Raw genomic sequence first — 16,280 nt, 5'->3', positions numbered from 1 at the left:
CGCAGATCCCGAAACCGGCACGGCACTTTGTGTGCTGGACCTTTTTTGCTCGAAGCATGAGGAACCGCTGGGCGTTGATGCTGAAATGTGCGCGGTCCAAAGATGGCCGTCGCTGCCCGCGTAGCTCGTGGACTGTCGAATCGGAGCACAACGTTGGGCTCGGTTACCGCGGCCGGCCGTACCGGGCGGCGAGACTCTCGCTCGCGGAGAGCGGCGTCTCGTCGTCGGTTCGGGTGGCCTTCACCTTGCGGCGTTCCCTCAACTCCGCCCACACGAAATACCCCAGTCCCATTGGGGCCATGATCCCGAACGCGAGCCACTGCAGCCCGTACGACAGATACGGACCCGCATCAAGTTGGGGAAGTGGGATGACTCCGAGCCCGCCCGGCTGGTGAGCATCGAGTTGTAGGTAGACGTCTTCGAGTTCGAGACCCGTCACAGCCGCGACCTGCGGCGCGTCGATAAAATACACTTGCTGATAGCCCGCGTCAGTGAAGGGCTCCTTGCCGTCCATTGTGCCTTGGGACTTGCGGATCCGAGCATCGAGCGAGACATTTCCGCCCGGTGCGGCGGGGATTGCGGGGACCTCGCTACCGCGTACCGGACGCACATAACCTCGATTGACGAGAATCGTCCGACCATTACCCAGCGCAAACGGCGTGAGCACTTCGTACGCGGGTTGGGATTCGACGCTGCGCAACCGGACGAGCACATCAGAGTCGGGCAGATACGAGCCCTGCGCGACGACCCGCCTCCACTCGTCGTCGATCGTCGCACTGTCACCGCCGAGCAGCTCGGCGACAGGGACCGGGTCCTGCGCCATCGATGCCGAGATCCGCGCATTCCGATCCTCGGTGCTCGTGTTCTTGCTCAGCTGCCACGGGGCGAGCAGGGTGAAGCACCCATACGCGAAACCGACTACCACCACGGCCAGAATGAACCAGCTCGGACGGAGAAGAAACATCACACGGCGCACTTGTTCACGGTAGACCCCAGAGTGGACTCTTCTGCCATCGCATCCCCTCTCGACGCGCTCAACGCCCAGCTGCTGCGGCGCCTCCACCTCGACCTCACCCACCTGACCTTCGAGTCGAGGATGGGGAACAATCCGGGGCGTTTGAGGTGGAGCACCTTGCTGATCTTGGCGACCCCCACGTGCCGGGGCGCGGCGGTGCGGAAATGGTCGTAGAGGGCTTCAGCATGGTCGTAGAGCTCGCCGCTGATGTTCGGATCGGCATCGATCAGTTGTGCTTCGATCGGCGCCGCCGCCCACGGGGCGTCGACGGCGCTGCGGATGAACCAGTCGAGTTGGGCGTGGCTGATGCGGGAGCGCACCTTGTGGGTGCGGGCGATCTCGTCGGCGGTGATCTCCTTGAGTGCTCCGGGTCCGGGCAGGTCGTAGCGGGCCACGGTCACCGCCGGATAGCCGTGGGCCTTGGCGGTCGCGGTGTCGATGTCGATGCTGCGTCCGGCGATCACCAACACGGTGGCCCCGTCCTCGCCGCGGGTGCGGTTCATGGCTTCTGCCGCCCGGCCGGGTCCGGGTCGGTGTCGTTGATGCCTCCCAGATCGGTGTATGGAGTCGCAGCGGACGTGTCTGCGGTCGTCGCAGCGGCGATTTCCGTCGGGTCCGGCCGGCTCGAGATGCGGATCGTGCGAGCGAGTGCCCGCAGGTCCTGGAGCGAGCGGATTCCGTCCGGGACGCTGTCGTCACCGGGTGACCGTAAGGCGTTCGAGTTCAGCGGGTTGGTGGCATGCCGCTCTTCTCCATCCTCGTCCGCGTACGGAGAACGGTCTCCGAGCATCTGGCGGCTCAATTCGCGCATCTGGCGACATTCCTCGATCTTTTCGACGGCCTGCTGTGCTCGGATCTTTTCGGGCTTGAGGTACTCCTCGATCCGTCCGATGTCCGTGGCGAGGTGCGCCATCGCGGGGGCGATCTTCTCCAATGCCTGTATTGAGCGTTTCTGCAGGGAGTGCAGTGAGTCCGAGTGCGTCGAGAATGTTCCCCACCTATGAACGCTCATGTCGAGCACGAACGTGTCGCTGTAGGTATCACGCTCGTTGGGGGCAGATCCGTAGGTGATGGTCACGGTGACTCGATCGGGGATCTGTTCATCGTTGCGGATGGACCGGTCGGGGTCGTCCGGGTCCTCTTTGCCGATGAAATAGATGTTGAACAGTTCGTTACCGGGCATGAAGGTGGGGATGGGGTCGGCGTAGCGCTTGAGGAGGAATGCGATGATGCTCGGCTGGCCGCTGTGGGTAGGTTGCTCAGCCAGTGGTGGGTCGAATTCAACCTTGACGTTGTACGCCACCGAGGGTCCGAAGTTGCGTACGACCAGAGACGCCGTCCGAGCAGATAGTTGAGGATCGATCACCAATTCAGCACCGACCATCGGCCGTGATCGGTCCCGACTGTCACGCTTCGTCGCCCGCAACGTGCGAACAGCCACGAAAGCTGCGGCGACCGCCGCCGCTGCGGCCACGACCGTCGCACCACCACCGACAGCCGCACCCACCGCGGACACAAGATCGGTGGTGTCGGACGCAAGGACAGTCGGCACAGTTCTTCTCCACGGGTATTCAGGCGGCAGGGTGGGCGATAATGTCCGATACATCGTCGCAGCATCGAGTTTCAATACTCGAGCGGCGAGTAGCTCCCGATTCTGGGTAGACCTGTGGACGGACTTCCGCGGGAGAAGTTCCGCTGAATCCTCTACAGGTAGCTACTGCACCGGCGACGGTTCCGGACGCAGTTCGGCCAAGGATCCCACCGCGGTGATTCCGACGGGTTCGGTGGTGGATAGCGGAATCACCGCGTACCGGTCGGCAAGCTCACCCCGGACCTTGTCGATCTGCTCGAGTTCGGCTACGGCCCGCCGGCGGAGCAGCGGTGCGGTGGGCTCCGCTGCGGCAAGAGAGTTGTTGACCACCCACGCCCACGGCTCGATACCGGCGCGTCGCAAATCGCCCTGCAGACCGGCGGCCTCGAGCACCGGAGTGGTCTCGGCGAGCGTGACCAGCACAATCTTGGTCTGTGCCGGGTCCTGCAGCCGCATCAAAGGAGTGGTGAAGCGTCCGCCGTCGCCCATCTGCCGGGCGATCTCACGGTGATACGAGCCGGTCGCATCGAGCAACAGCAAGGTGTGACCCGTGGGGGCGGTGTCGACGACGACAAACTTGCGGCGTGATTCGTGGATGACCTTCGAAAACGCCTGGAACACCGCGACTTCTTCGGTGCAGGGGGACCGCAGATCTTCGGCGAGGGTGGCGCGGCCGGCGTCGTCGAGCCCGGCGCCCTTGGCGGCCAGCACCCGGTTACGGTAGGCCTGACTGGCCTCATGGGGGTCGATGCGGGAGACCTCAAGATGGTCGAGTTCCCCGGCGAGAGTGTCGGTCAGGTGCGCGGCAGGGTCGGTGGTGGTCAGGTGCACGTCATGGCCACGGCGGGCCAGTGCCACCGCGATCGCGGCGGCGACGGTGGTCTTACCGACCCCGCCCTTGCCCATGCACATCACCAAACCGTGCCCGTCGGACTCGATCTCATCGACCAGATCCGCCAGGGAAGCATCGGTGACCGCCGCGACGTCCGGATCGACGCCGACGGCACTCGAGGCCGTGGTGATGTCGAACAGGGTGGCCAGAGCGTCGAGACCGACCATGTTCACCGGCTTGAGGGCGACCAGATCCGTGGGCAGCGCCGCGATCGCGGCGGGAACCGCGGCGAGCGCCGCCTGTTCGCGGTGATGCACGGCGGTGGCCAGCTGATCGGTGTCGTCGACGGGGGCGGGCAGCACGCCGTTGACGACCACATGCTGTCTCGTCATGCCGATCGCGGCGAGTTCGTCGTGGGTGCGGGCGATTTCGGTCAGCGCAGAGCGGTTGGCGCGGGCGACGAGCACCAGGCGGGTGCGACCGGGATCCGACAGCGCCTCGACCGCGCCGGCGTACATGGCCTTCTGCTTGTCGAGGCCGGCGAGCGGCCCGAGGCAGGACGCGTCGCCCTTGCCGTTATCGAGGAATTCGGTCCAGTTGCCGGGCAGCTGCAGCAGCCGGATGGTGTGGCCGGTGGGGGCGGTGTCGAACAGCACGTGATCGAACCCGGCGACCCGGTCGTCGGGATCGGTGAGCAGCGAGGTGAATTCGTCGAACGAGGCCACTTCGGTGGTGCACGAGCCGGACAACTGTTCGGTGATCGACGCGATCTCCGCGTCGGGCAGCAATCCGCGGACCGGGCCGACGATGCGTTCACGGTAGGCGGCGGCGGCCTGTTCGGGATCGATCTCGAGCGCCGACAACCCCGGCACCGCGGGGATCTCGGTGATCGTGTTGCCGATGCTCAGACCGAAGACCTGCCCGACGTTCGACGCGGGGTCGGTCGAGACCAGCAGCACCCTCTTGCCGGCTCGGGCCAGGCGCAGCGCCGACGCGCACGCGATGGAGGTCTTGCCGACCCCGCCTTTGCCGGTGAAGAACACGAACCTGGGTGGGTCGGTCAGGAACGTCGGGTCGGTGGCAGTCATGGCAGCAGATACTCCTCGTCGGACGGATCGGCGGGCGGGTGCGGATCTGGGTGGTCAGCAGCAGGTGGACTCGTCCGGTGTGCAGCACGAGTCGTTGTCGTCGGCGAGCCCGAGCATGGTCACCCCGGACGGCGCTGCGGCGGGAACATCGAGTCCGGCCCACGTGGCGAGCTCGGCGCGGGTCGGGTAACGCCCGGTGGCGACGGTGACGTCGTCGACGAGCACCAGCGGAAGACCGTCCGATCCGGCAAGTTCGAGGAACTTTGTGACGGTCTCGTTGTGCGCGAACGCGAGCGGGTCGTTGGCCAGATTGTGGCGGGTGATGGTGGCGCCCTGCCCGGTCAGCGCGGCCATGTCGGCGGTGAAGGTGACCAGGTTCTGGTCGAGGTCCTCGCCGCACACGCCGGTGTTGCAGCACAGGGCCGGTTCGAAGACTGCGATCGTGCTCATGGTGTTCTGCTCCTGGTTGGGGTAGGTGCTCAGCGGGTCGCGTCGAGTAGCCGGGTGGCGAGTTCGTCGACGCGGGTGGCGATGTCGCCGCGGACCAGACGCATCCGCTCGATACCGTCGACGCCGCGCTCGGACGGCTCGTCGATGTCCCAGTTCTCCACGACTACGCCGGCGGGCGCGTCGACGTGGGCTTCGCCGCCGAGGGTGACGACGAGGTCGACCTCGGACAGCAGCTGCGGATCGATCGGCTTGGGGTACTCGCCCGCGGTGGGTGCCCCGACTTCCTCGAGAACCTGCATCGACAGGGCGTTGAGCGACGAGCCGGGCGTGGTGCCGGCCGAATGGACAACGATCCGGTCGCTTGCGGTCTTGCGCATGAGGGCGGCAGCCATCTGGGATTTGCCGCCGTTTTTCACGCACACGAACAGCACCGAGGGTGTGGGCACGAGGGGTGGTCCTTTCCGACGGACTCGGGTTGACGATTGAATTGATAGAAGTCAATATAGACGTATGTCGAATCAGATGTCGAGCGAGGCCGAGCTGTGCTGCCCTCCACTCTCGCGTGAGCCCCTGACCTCCGATTGGGCCGGCGACCTGGCCCGCATGTTCAAGGCCCTCGGCGATCCGGTGCGCCTGCGCATGCTCAGCATGATCGCCAGCCACCAGGGCGGCGAGAGTTGCGTGTGCGACATCAGTCCCGCCTTCGACCTGTCCCAGCCCACCATCTCGCACCACCTCAAGGTGCTGCGCGAAGCCGGACTGCTCGACTGCGAACGCCGCGGCACCTGGGTGTACTACCGGGTGATCCCTGCCGCGCTCGAGCAGTTGTCCGCAGTGCTGGCCACCGAATCGGGGGTGCTACCCGGATCGACCTGTGCGTGCACCCCGGCCGAACCTCATCAGGAGACCGTTTCGTGACCACCACCACCGAAAACCGTTCTGTGGCAGGAAAAATGTCGACCCTCGACCGCTTCCTGGCCGTGTGGATCGGCATCTCCATGGTCGTCGGCCTGCTGCTCGGCCGGATGATCCCCGGGCTCGGCGACGCTCTGAGCGTCCTCGAGATCGACAACATCTCGCTGCCGATCGCCCTCGGTCTGCTGATCATGATGTATCCGGTGCTCGCGAAGGTGCGCTACGACCGTCTCGACACCGTCACCGGCGACCGCAAACTGCTGATCTCGTCGTTGATTCTGAACTGGGTACTCGGCCCGGCGCTGATGTTCGCCCTTGCGTGGTTGCTGCTGCCGGATCTGCCCGAGTACCGTACGGGTCTGATCATCGTCGGCCTCGCACGCTGCATTGCGATGGTCATCATCTGGAACGACCTCGCGTGCGGCGACCGCGAAGCCGCCGCGGTGCTGGTCGCGATCAACTCGGTGTTCCAGGTGATCATGTTCGCCGTCCTCGGCTGGTTCTATCTCTCGGTGCTGCCGGGATGGCTCGGACTCGAGCAGACCGCTTTCGACGTCTCCCCGTGGCAGATCGCCAAATCGGTGTTGATCTTCCTCGGCATCCCGCTCGTCGCCGGTTTCCTGACCCGGCACTTCGGTGAAAAGGCCAAGGGCCGTGACTGGTACGAAGACACATTCCTGCCGAAGATCGGACCGTGGGCGCTGTACGGGTTGCTGTTCACGATCGTGCTCCTGTTCGCGCTCCAGGGCGAGCAGATCACGTCGCAGCCGTGGGACGTCGCGCGGATCGCGTTGCCGCTGCTCGCCTATTTCGTCCTCATGTGGGGCGGTGGGTTCCTGTTCGGCGCCGCGATCGGTCTGGGTTACGAGCGCACGACCACCTTGGCGTTCACCGCTGCGGGCAACAACTTCGAACTCGCTATTGCCGTGGCGATCGGCACCTTCGGTGTCACCTCGGGTCAAGCTCTGGCCGGTGTCGTCGGTCCGCTGATCGAAGTGCCGATCCTCGTCGCCCTCATCTATGTCTCGTTGGCGCTGCGCAAGCGTTTCAAGAGTTCAAATACCCCTGCTGTGCAGTAAAAGTCGATACGCCAGGAGGCGACCGATGTCTTCACACCCCGCACAACCGGAACTGCTCATGCCTCAGGCGGTGCTGCAGCGTTCCGCCGAGCACCTCGCCGACAAGTACGCCGGGGTGTTCTCCCCGCAGACCGTGGAACGGATGGTGTTCGAGTCGTACGCTGCGCTGCGCCGCACCGCCAAGATCCACACGCACCTGACCGCCCTGGCCACCCGGTTCGCCGGCGAACGCCTCACCGCGCTGGCACAAGCCGACGGTGCGATCACCAAGGACGTACCGGAGGTGCTGTTCGTGTGCGTGCGCAACAGCGGCCGCTCCCAGATGGCGGCGGCGTTGCTCGCCCACCACGGCGTCGGACGCGTGCATGTGCGCTCCGCCGGATCGGCGCCCGCATCGTCGATCCATCCCGTTGTCGTCGAGGCGATGGCCGAGATCGGGCTCGATCTCGGCGCCGAATACCCCAAACCGCTCACTGATGATGTGGTGGCGGCCGCGGACGTGGTGGTCACCATGGGCTGCGGTGACGCCTGCGCGGTGTATCCGGGCAAGCGCTACCTCGATTGGTCGCTGCTCGACCCGGAAGACGAGTCGCTCGAGGCGGTGCGCGGCATCCGCGACGACATCGATGCCCGGGTCCGTGTCCTGCTGACCGAGCTCGGCGCTGTCTCTGTCTGATCTTGTCTCTGCCTGACCTTCCTCTACGAAAGGACGTTCCACTTCATGACCACCCACTCCGCCACCGATCGCACGCCGTCGGTGCTGTTCGTGTGCGTGCACAACGCCGGCCGTTCCCAGATGGCCGCCGGGTTCCTCACCGCCCTGGCCGGGGATCGGATCGAGGTCCGCTCCGCCGGCTCCGCTCCGGCCGCGCAGGTCAACCCCGCTGCGGTCGAGGCGATGGCCGAGGTGGGGATCGATATCTCCACGCAGAATCCGAAGATCCTCACCGTCGACGCAGTGCAGGCCTCCGATGTGGTGATCACCATGGGGTGCGGCGACACCTGCCCGGCATTCCCGGGCAAGTCCTACCGGGACTGGGTGCTCGAGGACCCGGCCGGGCAAGGGGTCGAGGCGGTGCGGCCGATCCGCGACGAGATCAAGGCCCAGGTCGAGGCGCTGATCGCCGAGCTCGTTCCAAACGTCGCCCGCGCATCAGCGTCCCCGCACTGTCGATGACCTGATCATCGACAGTGCGAGCGATGCCTCACGGCAGAGATGCTGTCGGTGTGTCGGGAACCATGCGTGGCACGAGCCGGACGTAGAGGACCATGCCGACGAGCTCGACCAGGGTTTGCGTGACGACGATGACGGGGGTCAGGGCATAGCCGGCCGGTAAGGCGAGCGCGAGCGGAAGTACCACGAGCGAATTGCGGGTGGCACCACTGAAGATCAACGCACGTGAGCGGCCGACGTCGAACCGGAACACTCGTGCCGCGATGAATCCGAGTCCGGCCATGAGAATCAAGAAGGCGGCGTAGACGGGGATGACCGTGCCGACGTGGTGGAGTTCGTCGCGAATTTTCGGGATCTGACCAGCCACGACGACGAACAGGGTTCCGGCCATCAGTGGAACCATCGCCGCGGTGAACGCGGTGGTGAGCACGACACCGACACGGCGCCGTGCAGCCAGGGCCTGCGTGACCCACGCCAGGGCGAGCGGTGCGACGATCAGGATGAGAAACGCCTCGAGGAACGGTGCGACGTCGACGATATCGGTGAGCTCTGATCCCATGAACAGCCACAACAGCAGCGGCAGTGCCGCCATCTGGGCGAACATCAGCAGCGGTGAGGCGGCAAGCAGTCGCCTGCTGTCACCTCCGGCGAGACCGGAGAACACGATGACGTAGTCGATGCAGGGCGTGAGCAGGGTCAGCAGGATGCCCAGCAGCACGGCCTGCGGGAATGTCACCACCAACGTCAGGGCGGCGACGACGAGCGGGACGACGACGAAATTGAGAACCAGGGCCGCGGTGAGGAACCGGCGGTCGCGGACGGCCTCGGCCAGTGTGGTGAACGGCACCTGCAGGAAGGTGGCGTAGAGCAGTGCCCCGAGCAGCGGGTAGATGCTCGCTTCGAACACCGACGAGGAATCCGGCAGGGTCAGTCCCACGACGGCGCCGGTCACCAGGGCACCGAGGTAGACGAGGATCTGGTGGCGTTCGAGCCACTGGGTCGCGGACATGCGCTGGTAGAGGCCTTTCGAGGCGGGTCGAGCGAGGCAGCAGTGGGGACCGGCTGTGAAAGCCAGGGATGTGGGACCGGTGGTCAGCGAGCAGGTGGGGCGCTCGTGCCGTCGCCGAACAACGCGCGCACCATTTCTGCAGCCGCTGCCGGTGCCCCCACGTCGAGGATCACTTCGGTACCGCGCAGATGCAGGTCGAATTCGTAGAACGGGCAGCAGTGCTGCTCGGCGGCGGCGAGTTCGGCGAGTGCACCGACTCGGTCGATGGGCAGGCGCAGTCGCACATCCGCCGGACCGGGTTCGCGGACAACGTCGACGAGTACCTGCTGCCACCGGTGCACACGTTCCCCGTGGTCGGCGGCGTCGAGGGAGCAGGCAATCGGCGGGTCGGCCGGCACGGTGATCGCCGCGCCAGGCGCAGCGAAAGGAGGGTCGACGACCTGGGTGCGGGGCTGCGGCGCAAGGAATCCGCAGCCGGCATCGCACGGCTCGGCGCGATCAGGCAGGTCGTCGAGCTGGGCAAGAGCATGCCGAAGCGTGTCGGTGAAGGCGGCGAGTTCCGCGGTCCGGGTGGCGGCCTCGTCCAGGCGAGCGGCCATCTTCGGGCGTAGCTGCGCACGGACCTCGGCGCAGGGATCGTGCTCCCACACCGCCAGTAGTTCGCGGATCTCACCCAAGGGGAGTCCCACGTGCTTGGCCGCCTGGATGAACGCAACGCGGTCGACATCCCGATCTCCGTAGACGCGATATCCACTGTCGGTGCGCCCCGCCGGGACCAGTCCTGCGGATTCGTAGAACCGCAAGGTGGTGGCCGGGACACCGGTGTGTTCGGCGAACTGGGAGATCAGCATCGTGCTCACTCCTCGACGGTAAACCTTCGAGTCGACTCGAAGGTCAAGCCCGACACCGGCTCAGCCCTGCCGACCTTCGACCCGGCGGAGCACGTCGATCAGCTCCGCGGTGCTCGGGGCGCCGCCGGGTCCGTCGGCGGTGCGGTAGACGCGGCAGGTCAACCCGACACCCTCGGTGGGACCGAACGGGTCGATCCCGTCGATGCGGATCGTCGGGGAGCCCGCGAAGGCGGCGCGCTCAGCAGCCTCCGGGGTCTCGATACGGCGCAGCCGGATCGGGGTGCCGGCGTTGCCGGTTGCGGCCAGGGCCTCGGCGAGGCGGTCGCGGGCGAGCTGCCAGTTCGGGCAGCCGTCGAAGTACAGCAGTTCGATATCCATGGCGGTCGGTCCCGTTCGTCAGTGGTTGTCAGCGGCGGGAACGGACTCGGAGCGGCGTTCGAGCAGTACCGTATCGCGCCACACCCCGGCGAGTTTGCCGATGCGTTCGCGCACACCGACGGTGCGAAACCCCGCCGAATGGTGCAGGGCGAGGCTGGGACGGTTCTCCGGGAAGATGGAGGTCTGCAGCGTCCACAGTCCGGCCTGATCGGCGGCGATGACCTGGGTACGCAGCAGCGCTTTGCCGACCCCGCGTCCGCGCATGCCGTCGCCGACGTACACCGAGTTCTCGGCCACCCCCCGGTAGCACTCGCGCCCCGACACCGGGCTCAACGCTGCCCAGCCGACCACCTGGCCCTCGATCTCGGCGACCCACCGATGCCCGGGCAGCCACTGGTCCTCGAGGACCTCGCGGGTGGGAACCTCGGTGGTGAACGTTGCGGTACCGGTGGCGATGCCCTCTCCGTAGATGCGGCGCACCGCCTCCCAATCGCGGTCGGCGAGCGGGCGCACGCTCACGTCGGCCGGGACGTCCTCGGGGCAGCACGGCCGTGCGGTGAGCACACCCATGACCGCGTCGGCGGCACTGGGTAGGTCGCTGCAGCAACTCGGGTTGACCATCACCACGGTGCTGGTGCCGTGTTTGCCGGTGGTGACGAAGCCGACGTCGGCGAGCTTGCGGACGTGATGGGAGATGGTGGGCTGGCCGATCCCGAGGATCTCGGCGAGTTCCCCGACGGTGATGCCGGCCGGGCGGGCGGCGACGTGGTGCAGCAGCCGCACCCGGGTGGGCTCGGCCAGGCAGGCGAACCACCCGGCGTAGGTGGCCGCGTCCTCGGGGCTCAGGGCGTCGATGTCCACCTCCGCGCCGGGGATGGCCGGGGTCGGCAGGCCGAGTGATGTCATACCCCCACTATATCGATCGGCATCGATGGCTGCATTCATCGATGCCCATCTATATTCTGGCGGCAGCTTAGATCGATACCCATCGATGAAAGGATCTGTTATGAGCGAGTTGCCCGTCGTCGTGGTGGGAGCCGGACCGATCGGCCTGGCCGCCGCCGCTCACCTGCGTGAAGGCGGCCTCGAGCCGCTGGTACTCGAGCGGGGTACCAGCGCCGGAGCCGCCATCACGCAGTGGCACAGCGTCCACACCTTCTCCCGCTGGGCCGAACTGATCGACCCCGCAGCCCGCGTCTCCTCGACACCACCGGCTGGAGCGCCCCCGGCGTCGACTCCTACCCCACCGGCCAGGACTGGGCCGGCCGGTACCTGACCCCGCTGGCCGACGCCCTCGGCGACGCGGTCCGGCTCGACCACCAGGTCATCGGCATCGCCCGCCGCGGCCGCGACCGGATCGTCGACGCCGGACGCGACACCGAACCGTTGTCGGTGCACGTACGCCACCGCGACGGCACCGAATCCCGCCTGCTCGCCCGCGCCGTGATCGACGCCTCGGTCACCTGGGACACCCCCAGCCCCCTCGGCGGTGAAGGACTGCCCGCCCTGGGCGAGCGCGCCGCCGCCGAGAAGATCACCTACCGCGTCCCGGACCTGGGCGAGGACGCGGTGCGCGCCCGCTACGCCGGCCGGCACACCGTCATCGCCGGTAGTGGCCACTCAACGCTCAATGCCATCGTCGCGCTGGCCGAACTCGCCCGCACCACCCCCGGCACCCGGCTGACCTGGGTGCTGCGCCGCGGCGACGTCGGGCTGCGCGCCAAGACGGCCGTCGACGCCGGACTCCTCGAGGTCGTCACCGGCTTCCGCACCGCCGCCGTCGAACCCACCACCGACGGTCAGCTCACGCTGGTCTCTGACACCGGCGCCCGCATCGACGCCGTCGGCGAGGTCATCGCCTCGACCGGGTTCCGCCCCGATCTGTCGTGGCTCTCGGAAATCCGCCTCGACCTCGACCCGGTCCTGCAGGCCCCGACCGCGCTGGCCCCGCTGATCGACCCAAACGTGCACTCCTGCGGCACCGTCTATCCGCACGGAGTCGCCGAGCTCTCCCACCCCGAACCCGGCTTCTACGTCGTCGGCATGAAGAGCTACGGCCGGGCCCCGACGTTCCTGGCGATGACCGGATACGAGCAGGTCCGCAGCATCGCCGCCGCCCTGGCCGGTGACCACGACGCCGCGGCCCGGGTCGAGCTGACCCTGCCCGACACCGGGGTGTGCGGCGGCGCCGGAGTCTTCGACGAATCGACCAATCCCTGATCCCCCGCTCCCAAGGCCATCACTCGTATCGCAGTCAGATGCGGCGCCGACGCATCGATGCCCGCCTCGTACATGTCGGTGACTGATCGAGCGCTGTGCGTGCGCCTGTAGCTTCCACCGCCGACCAGCTGTCCGAAGGAAACCTCCAAGTCCCGGTTCCCGGTTATCCGGAGATAGTGACCGAAAAGCCGGGTGAACTGATCCGGGGAAAGGCTGATCGCTATGTCGTTGTCGGCTACGTCGTGTCGTCCAGCCGTGCGAGCACCCGTGACAATTACATCGGCGCCCAGTGTGCCTGCGGCACTGGCCAACGCAGCCGCTCGATGGCGGTCGGCGATCGACAACTCATCGTGGCCAGCGGCTACCTCACCACGGTGATGGTCGAGCTGCGAGTAGACACCGAAGAAGTGTCCTGTGGCGCCCAGCACCTGGTCAACGCCAACAAACCCCTCCACCCCCACGACCGAGGAGTCACCCCTTCGGGGAGCCTCGTCCACGGTAGTGAAGTGAAAGCGGTACCACCGGTCGATGCCGAGAGCATTCATCCAATCGGATGGTGAATCGTCGTCGTTCTGAACGACAAGGCAGGACTCGATCTCGCTCCTCGTCAAGAGCGCTACCAGCGCCTCCACCGAGGATTGTTCGAGGGTGCCAGTGTCAACGAGAACTCTGATCTGACGAGTCGCCGGTTGTAGGGGATACAGCGGAACGCTCTCGCGTCCAGGAGAACTGACAGGTGGTCGAACGTAGCGGACGAAACGATGATTGGGGAGACCCCGGGGCACAATCAGCGGCACGATATTAGATTCGCATCTCCTGGCCCCGGGACCATCCAGCGACATCGCCGTCGGCGGCACATCACGTGAATAATCTGTGATCACCTGGTGTAAGTCGCTGGACCTGGCACCTGACGTAAGTGTCGATACTGATGGTGACAGTCCGGAGGCACGGGAGTGTCCGAGCGGGCGGGGATGTCGTCCCCATATCGTGCCGCCGCCGGTTGATGTCGGTGTCTGGTTCACCGGCTCCACGACCGTACCGACAAGGCGTTGCAGAAGCTCGCGGTGCCGGCCGGATGCTGCGCGAGGCAGGTGGGCAATGGGCTACGCCGCCGCAGCGTGCTGGCACGAAGTGGACGGGGAAGGGATCGGGTGCATTCGGTCGCCTCTCGGCGAAAGGCGCAACACGGCTCCAGCCGAACGGAACTCCGTGAAGGCAAAGGGTTGAGCCCGGGGGACACGGAAACGCACCCGATCCGGACAGTGCAACGCGCCCCTGCCTCCGGCTATTCCCGGCGCGAGTTGTCGTGGGCACGATAGCGTGAACTGCACCAGTGGCTCGGACCCAGGCTTTCTGATCCGCGTCGATACCGATGCGTGCAGTGCGTGCGATGCGTGCACGCATCGCGAGCCATGCATGCACCGTGGGTCGCGGACAGCGTGCGAGGTCTGGGGCTCCTCTCGAACAAGGAATGCCGGGCTTACAGCTCCAGGTCGGGGCCAGCCTGGGGACTGTGGTCGGGTGGCTCCGGCTGGGCCGGGGTCGTACTACCGCCGGGTGTACCGGGCTTCGAGCGTGGTGGGTGACCGGACACGGCGGCGCGCAGAGCCGACAGCAACGCCTCCTGTCCGCTGGGATCACGAGCGATCTGCTGCGCGGTGCCGGTGTCGCTTGGCGGTCGGGCCGTGTGGGGGTCGACCACGTAGCGGCGAATGAGACCGGACAGACGCGCCGGGGCGATAGTCAGTCCGTCGATGCGCTGGCCGCGGTCGAGCATGGCGACCAGCTCGTGCAGAGCCCGGGCTGCGTCCTTGCGGGCACCGGTACGGGCGGTGTGCAGCTTCCAAGCGGGAAACCGGTCTCGGTGTTCATGGGTGATCGACAACAGGGTGCACAGGTCGGCGACATCCTTGGCGGCGAGGCGGCTGCGCCAGGCGAGCGCCTTGAGCACCACCGCCTGCTCGACGCCGGGCACCGGCACCCCGAAACGCACGGTCTCGCCGGTCGTCAGGCGTGCCCGCACCCGCACCCGAATCGGGTCGGCGGCCAGCGCGAGGGTCAGACCGGGAATGGCGTCGAAGCCGCGCCCGGCGTACTCGACGCGTTCGATCCGGCGACCACCGGTGCCGGGAACCAGGAGATCAACCGACAGGGGAGTGCCGTCCCCGGAGGGTGCCTCGTAGTGGTTGCCGGTCACCAGCCGATAACCACGGGCAAGTAGCGCGGTGTGGAAGGTGGCGTCGGCCGCGGCGACAGGGTCCATGCCTGCATCGGCGTCGGCGGTGACCCGGGCAGCGGTGTCGGTGGGGTAGAGGCGACCGAGCAGGTGCACCATGTGCCCGCCGACGACCCGATAGTTGGCCCCGGCCGTGGCCGCGGCGAGATCGGCCAACGCCCGCAGGCCGCGGTCGGCGGCATTCGACGCGGCGAGGATCTCCACCTCGGTCGTATCAGTCACAGAGCAGCCTTCTGACGGATCGTGGCGAGCACATGATCGGCGGCTTCGGCGGCATCAGCGCCACCGGTGCGCAGCACATCGCCCGCAGTGATCAGCGGATCGGCCAACAGCACTGGCTCGCTGATCTCCGCGGTGCGCCACAGGGTCGGATCGGCGGGGACCTGCACGGCCATGGTGTGTTCGGCCTCGGTGGCGGGACTGAAGCCCGCGGCGGCGAGGTCGACGAACCGATCGGTGTAGAGCATCGCCCGGGTCGGCAGCCGCCATGGGGCGTACACATCGGCCGCGGCATCGCCGCTGACCAACACTGCCACATCCTGCCGGGCGCAGAAGTCAACAACGGCGGTGGCCTGGGCAATCACTGGATCCAGGCCGTACCAGTAGGTCACGGCGCCACCGGGACCGGGATAGCCGGCCAGATAGTCCGCGAGCAACTCCTCGGGGGATGCGGCGAACCAGCCGTGCTCGGTGCGCCGCGCCGCCTGTAGCTGTTTGAGGGCGAATGAGACTGCCTGCTGGGAGACCTCCAGTGTCTCGGCGAGCCGGTGTTGGGTTTGCGCCCTATCCGAGAGCAGCAGGACCCGGGCCAGAGCCCAGCGCACCCAGGGTTTGCGGCCCCGGGCAGCAGATGCGGCAGGGGATGTAGGGGTTGCGTTTTCGGTCACGTCGTAGCGCGCGCCGGCGAATACGAGTAGGTCTTCGTCCACGGCGATGAGATCGATTTCGCCGTTTGTCGCGAGAGTGCGCAGATGCGCCGTGGCGTGTGGGGTTACCACGAGCACGCGCCGGGCTGGGCCCGGTTCGGCGAGCAGCCGGGCGAGGACCGTGGGGGTGGGTGGCCGCCGGGATATGCGCACCCGGGTCGGCAATTCCCGGCCGTCGGGCAGAGTCAGGTCCCAGGCGTCGAGGGAACCGGAGACAAGGCGGATGCCGGCACGACGCAGCAGCGCGATCGCGCCGGAGAGAAGCTGTGATGTTTCGGCCATGCTCGTCCCCTCGACGTGTACAAGCTTAGATGAGAAATCCTACTTTATCTTGTATTAGCTGCTAGAGCGTATAAGAATGTCGAAGTTCGCCCGGTCGCTGGTCGACTGGAGGCACGAGCGGGCACCGAACGGTGGAGCGGCTCGGCGCCGGCGTGCCTAACGTGACGGTGTCCGGTTCTGGTCCACCCTTCCGTGACGATCCAGCGGCGGGGTCGGTATCACCGGTTGTCGGGG

At 66.9% G+C, this 16,280-nt stretch carries 17 protein-coding genes and 1 pseudogene; 6 read left to right on the top strand and 12 right to left on the bottom strand.

All coding sequences use genetic code 11. The annotated features are described in order from the left end of the window. Window positions 1-163 precede the first annotated feature (163 nt). The 6 genes from RBB84_RS11820 to RBB84_RS11795 all read right to left on the bottom strand — a co-directional run bounded on the left by RBB84_RS11820 (window position 164) and on the right by RBB84_RS11795 (window position 5,368). Window positions 164-976 (bottom strand): SURF1 family protein, encoded by an 813-nt coding sequence (locus RBB84_RS11820; protein WP_039958570.1) that lies wholly within the window; start codon window positions 974-976, stop codon window positions 164-166. Beyond that, window positions 964-1,518 (bottom strand): DUF6308 family protein, encoded by a 555-nt coding sequence (locus RBB84_RS11815; protein WP_350247500.1) that lies wholly within the window; start codon window positions 1,516-1,518, stop codon window positions 964-966. Before RBB84_RS11815 ends, RBB84_RS11820 begins: the two co-directional genes overlap by 13 nt. Then, entirely contained in the window at window positions 1,515-2,567 is a 1,053-nt protein-coding gene (locus tag RBB84_RS11810; protein WP_006554194.1) for a hypothetical protein, read from the bottom strand. The genes RBB84_RS11815 and RBB84_RS11810 overlap by 4 nt, the downstream gene beginning before the upstream one ends. 162 nt (window positions 2,568-2,729) lie before the next feature. Beyond that, window positions 2,730-4,526, bottom strand: coding sequence for an arsenical pump-driving ATPase (gene arsA, locus RBB84_RS11805; RefSeq protein ID WP_006554195.1), 1,797 nt, complete (start codon window positions 4,524-4,526; stop codon window positions 2,730-2,732). 54 nt (window positions 4,527-4,580) lie between these two features. Next, window positions 4,581-4,976 (bottom strand): arsenite efflux transporter metallochaperone ArsD, encoded by a 396-nt coding sequence (gene arsD, locus RBB84_RS11800; protein WP_006554196.1) that lies wholly within the window; start codon window positions 4,974-4,976, stop codon window positions 4,581-4,583. A gap of 29 nt (window positions 4,977-5,005) precedes the next feature. Next, window positions 5,006-5,368: a low molecular weight phosphatase family protein gene (locus tag RBB84_RS11795; RefSeq protein WP_231414144.1), complete on the bottom strand. Its 363-nt coding sequence runs from the start codon at window positions 5,366-5,368 to the stop codon at window positions 5,006-5,008. A 118-nt stretch (window positions 5,369-5,486) separates the two neighbouring features. On the opposite strand from RBB84_RS11795, the gene RBB84_RS11790 reads away from it, so the two are divergent. Genes RBB84_RS11790 through RBB84_RS11775 form a run of 4 tightly spaced genes read left to right on the top strand, consistent with a single transcriptional unit; the run spans window position 5,487 to window position 8,147 of the window. Continuing rightward, window positions 5,487-5,894: a metalloregulator ArsR/SmtB family transcription factor gene (locus tag RBB84_RS11790; protein ID WP_006554198.1), complete on the top strand. Its 408-nt coding sequence runs from the start codon at window positions 5,487-5,489 to the stop codon at window positions 5,892-5,894. A gap of 35 nt (window positions 5,895-5,929) precedes the next feature. Next, window positions 5,930-6,970: an ACR3 family arsenite efflux transporter gene (gene arsB / locus RBB84_RS11785; protein ID WP_006554199.1), complete on the top strand. Its 1,041-nt coding sequence runs from the start codon at window positions 5,930-5,932 to the stop codon at window positions 6,968-6,970. A gap of 25 nt (window positions 6,971-6,995) precedes the next feature. After that, window positions 6,996-7,646, top strand: coding sequence for an arsenate reductase ArsC (locus RBB84_RS11780; RefSeq protein WP_006554200.1), 651 nt, complete (start codon window positions 6,996-6,998; stop codon window positions 7,644-7,646). A 45-nt stretch (window positions 7,647-7,691) separates the two neighbouring features. Further along, window positions 7,692-8,147, top strand: a complete 456-nt coding sequence (locus RBB84_RS11775; protein WP_033098575.1) for an arsenate reductase ArsC — start codon at window positions 7,692-7,694, stop codon at window positions 8,145-8,147. A gap of 28 nt (window positions 8,148-8,175) precedes the next feature. Here the strand turns inward: RBB84_RS11775 and RBB84_RS11770 are convergent, their stop codons facing one another. The 4 genes from RBB84_RS11770 to RBB84_RS11755 form a co-directional block, all read right to left on the bottom strand. Further along, complete coding sequence (locus RBB84_RS11770; RefSeq protein WP_064061720.1) at window positions 8,176-9,153, bottom strand: bile acid:sodium symporter; 978 nt, start codon at window positions 9,151-9,153, stop codon at window positions 8,176-8,178. A gap of 83 nt (window positions 9,154-9,236) precedes the next feature. Then, window positions 9,237-10,004, bottom strand: a complete 768-nt coding sequence (locus RBB84_RS11765; RefSeq protein WP_039586197.1) for a MerR family transcriptional regulator — start codon at window positions 10,002-10,004, stop codon at window positions 9,237-9,239. Between the two features lie 60 nt (window positions 10,005-10,064). Next, a complete protein-coding gene (locus RBB84_RS11760; RefSeq protein WP_006554203.1) occupies window positions 10,065-10,382 on the bottom strand; it encodes a hypothetical protein in 318 nt (105 codons plus the stop codon). A gap of 18 nt (window positions 10,383-10,400) precedes the next feature. Next, complete coding sequence (locus tag RBB84_RS11755) at window positions 10,401-11,288, bottom strand: metalloregulator ArsR/SmtB family transcription factor (protein WP_064061719.1); 888 nt, start codon at window positions 11,286-11,288, stop codon at window positions 10,401-10,403. A 100-nt stretch (window positions 11,289-11,388) separates the two neighbouring features. Here RBB84_RS11755 and RBB84_RS11750 point away from each other — a divergent pair. Both RBB84_RS11750 and RBB84_RS11745 read left to right on the top strand, forming a co-directional pair. Further along, window positions 11,389-12,602 (top strand): annotated as a pseudogene (locus tag RBB84_RS11750) (NAD(P)-binding domain-containing protein). Window positions 12,603-12,778: 176 nt separating this feature from the next. Beyond that, window positions 12,779-13,162, top strand: coding sequence for a hypothetical protein (locus tag RBB84_RS11745; protein ID WP_065996612.1), 384 nt, complete (start codon window positions 12,779-12,781; stop codon window positions 13,160-13,162). 920 nt (window positions 13,163-14,082) lie between these two features. Here RBB84_RS11745 and RBB84_RS11740 read toward each other — a convergent pair. Next, entirely contained in the window at window positions 14,083-15,060 is a 978-nt protein-coding gene (locus tag RBB84_RS11740) for a hypothetical protein (protein ID WP_052040179.1), read from the bottom strand. After that, window positions 15,057-16,046: a hypothetical protein gene (locus RBB84_RS11735; protein WP_006554208.1), complete on the bottom strand. Its 990-nt coding sequence runs from the start codon at window positions 16,044-16,046 to the stop codon at window positions 15,057-15,059. The genes RBB84_RS11740 and RBB84_RS11735 overlap by 4 nt, the downstream gene beginning before the upstream one ends. Window positions 16,047-16,280: the final 234 nt, after the last annotated feature.

The sequence above is a fragment of the Rhodococcus sp. D-6 genome, from assembly GCF_040256695.1.
Lineage (GTDB): Bacteria > Actinomycetota > Actinomycetes > Mycobacteriales > Mycobacteriaceae > Rhodococcus > Rhodococcus pyridinivorans.
Note: the sequence above shows the minus strand (reverse complement) of the source record. Positions and strands in the feature narration are given on the sequence as shown.

Coding starts and splice junctions, on each gene's coding strand:
- RBB84_RS11815 (WP_350247500.1), bottom strand. CDS start 1,518: ATGAACCGCACCCGCGGCGAGGACGGGGCCACCGTGTTGGTGATCGCC.
- arsA (WP_006554195.1), bottom strand. CDS start 4,526: ATGACTGCCACCGACCCGACGTTCCTGACCGACCCACCCAGGTTCGTG.
- arsD (WP_006554196.1), bottom strand. CDS start 4,976: ATGAGCACGATCGCAGTCTTCGAACCGGCCCTGTGCTGCAACACCGGC.
- RBB84_RS11795 (WP_231414144.1), bottom strand. CDS start 5,368: ATGGCTGCCGCCCTCATGCGCAAGACCGCAAGCGACCGGATCGTTGTC.
- RBB84_RS11790 (WP_006554198.1), top strand. CDS start 5,487: ATGTCGAATCAGATGTCGAGCGAGGCCGAGCTGTGCTGCCCTCCACTC.
- arsB (WP_006554199.1), top strand. CDS start 5,930: ATGTCGACCCTCGACCGCTTCCTGGCCGTGTGGATCGGCATCTCCATG.
- RBB84_RS11780 (WP_006554200.1), top strand. CDS start 6,996: ATGTCTTCACACCCCGCACAACCGGAACTGCTCATGCCTCAGGCGGTG.
- RBB84_RS11775 (WP_033098575.1), top strand. CDS start 7,692: ATGACCACCCACTCCGCCACCGATCGCACGCCGTCGGTGCTGTTCGTG.
- RBB84_RS11770 (WP_064061720.1), bottom strand. CDS start 9,153: ATGTCCGCGACCCAGTGGCTCGAACGCCACCAGATCCTCGTCTACCTC.
- RBB84_RS11765 (WP_039586197.1), bottom strand. CDS start 10,004: ATGCTGATCTCCCAGTTCGCCGAACACACCGGTGTCCCGGCCACCACC.
- RBB84_RS11760 (WP_006554203.1), bottom strand. CDS start 10,382: ATGGATATCGAACTGCTGTACTTCGACGGCTGCCCGAACTGGCAGCTC.
- RBB84_RS11755 (WP_064061719.1), bottom strand. CDS start 11,288: ATGACATCACTCGGCCTGCCGACCCCGGCCATCCCCGGCGCGGAGGTG.
- RBB84_RS11735 (WP_006554208.1), bottom strand. CDS start 16,046: ATGGCCGAAACATCACAGCTTCTCTCCGGCGCGATCGCGCTGCTGCGT.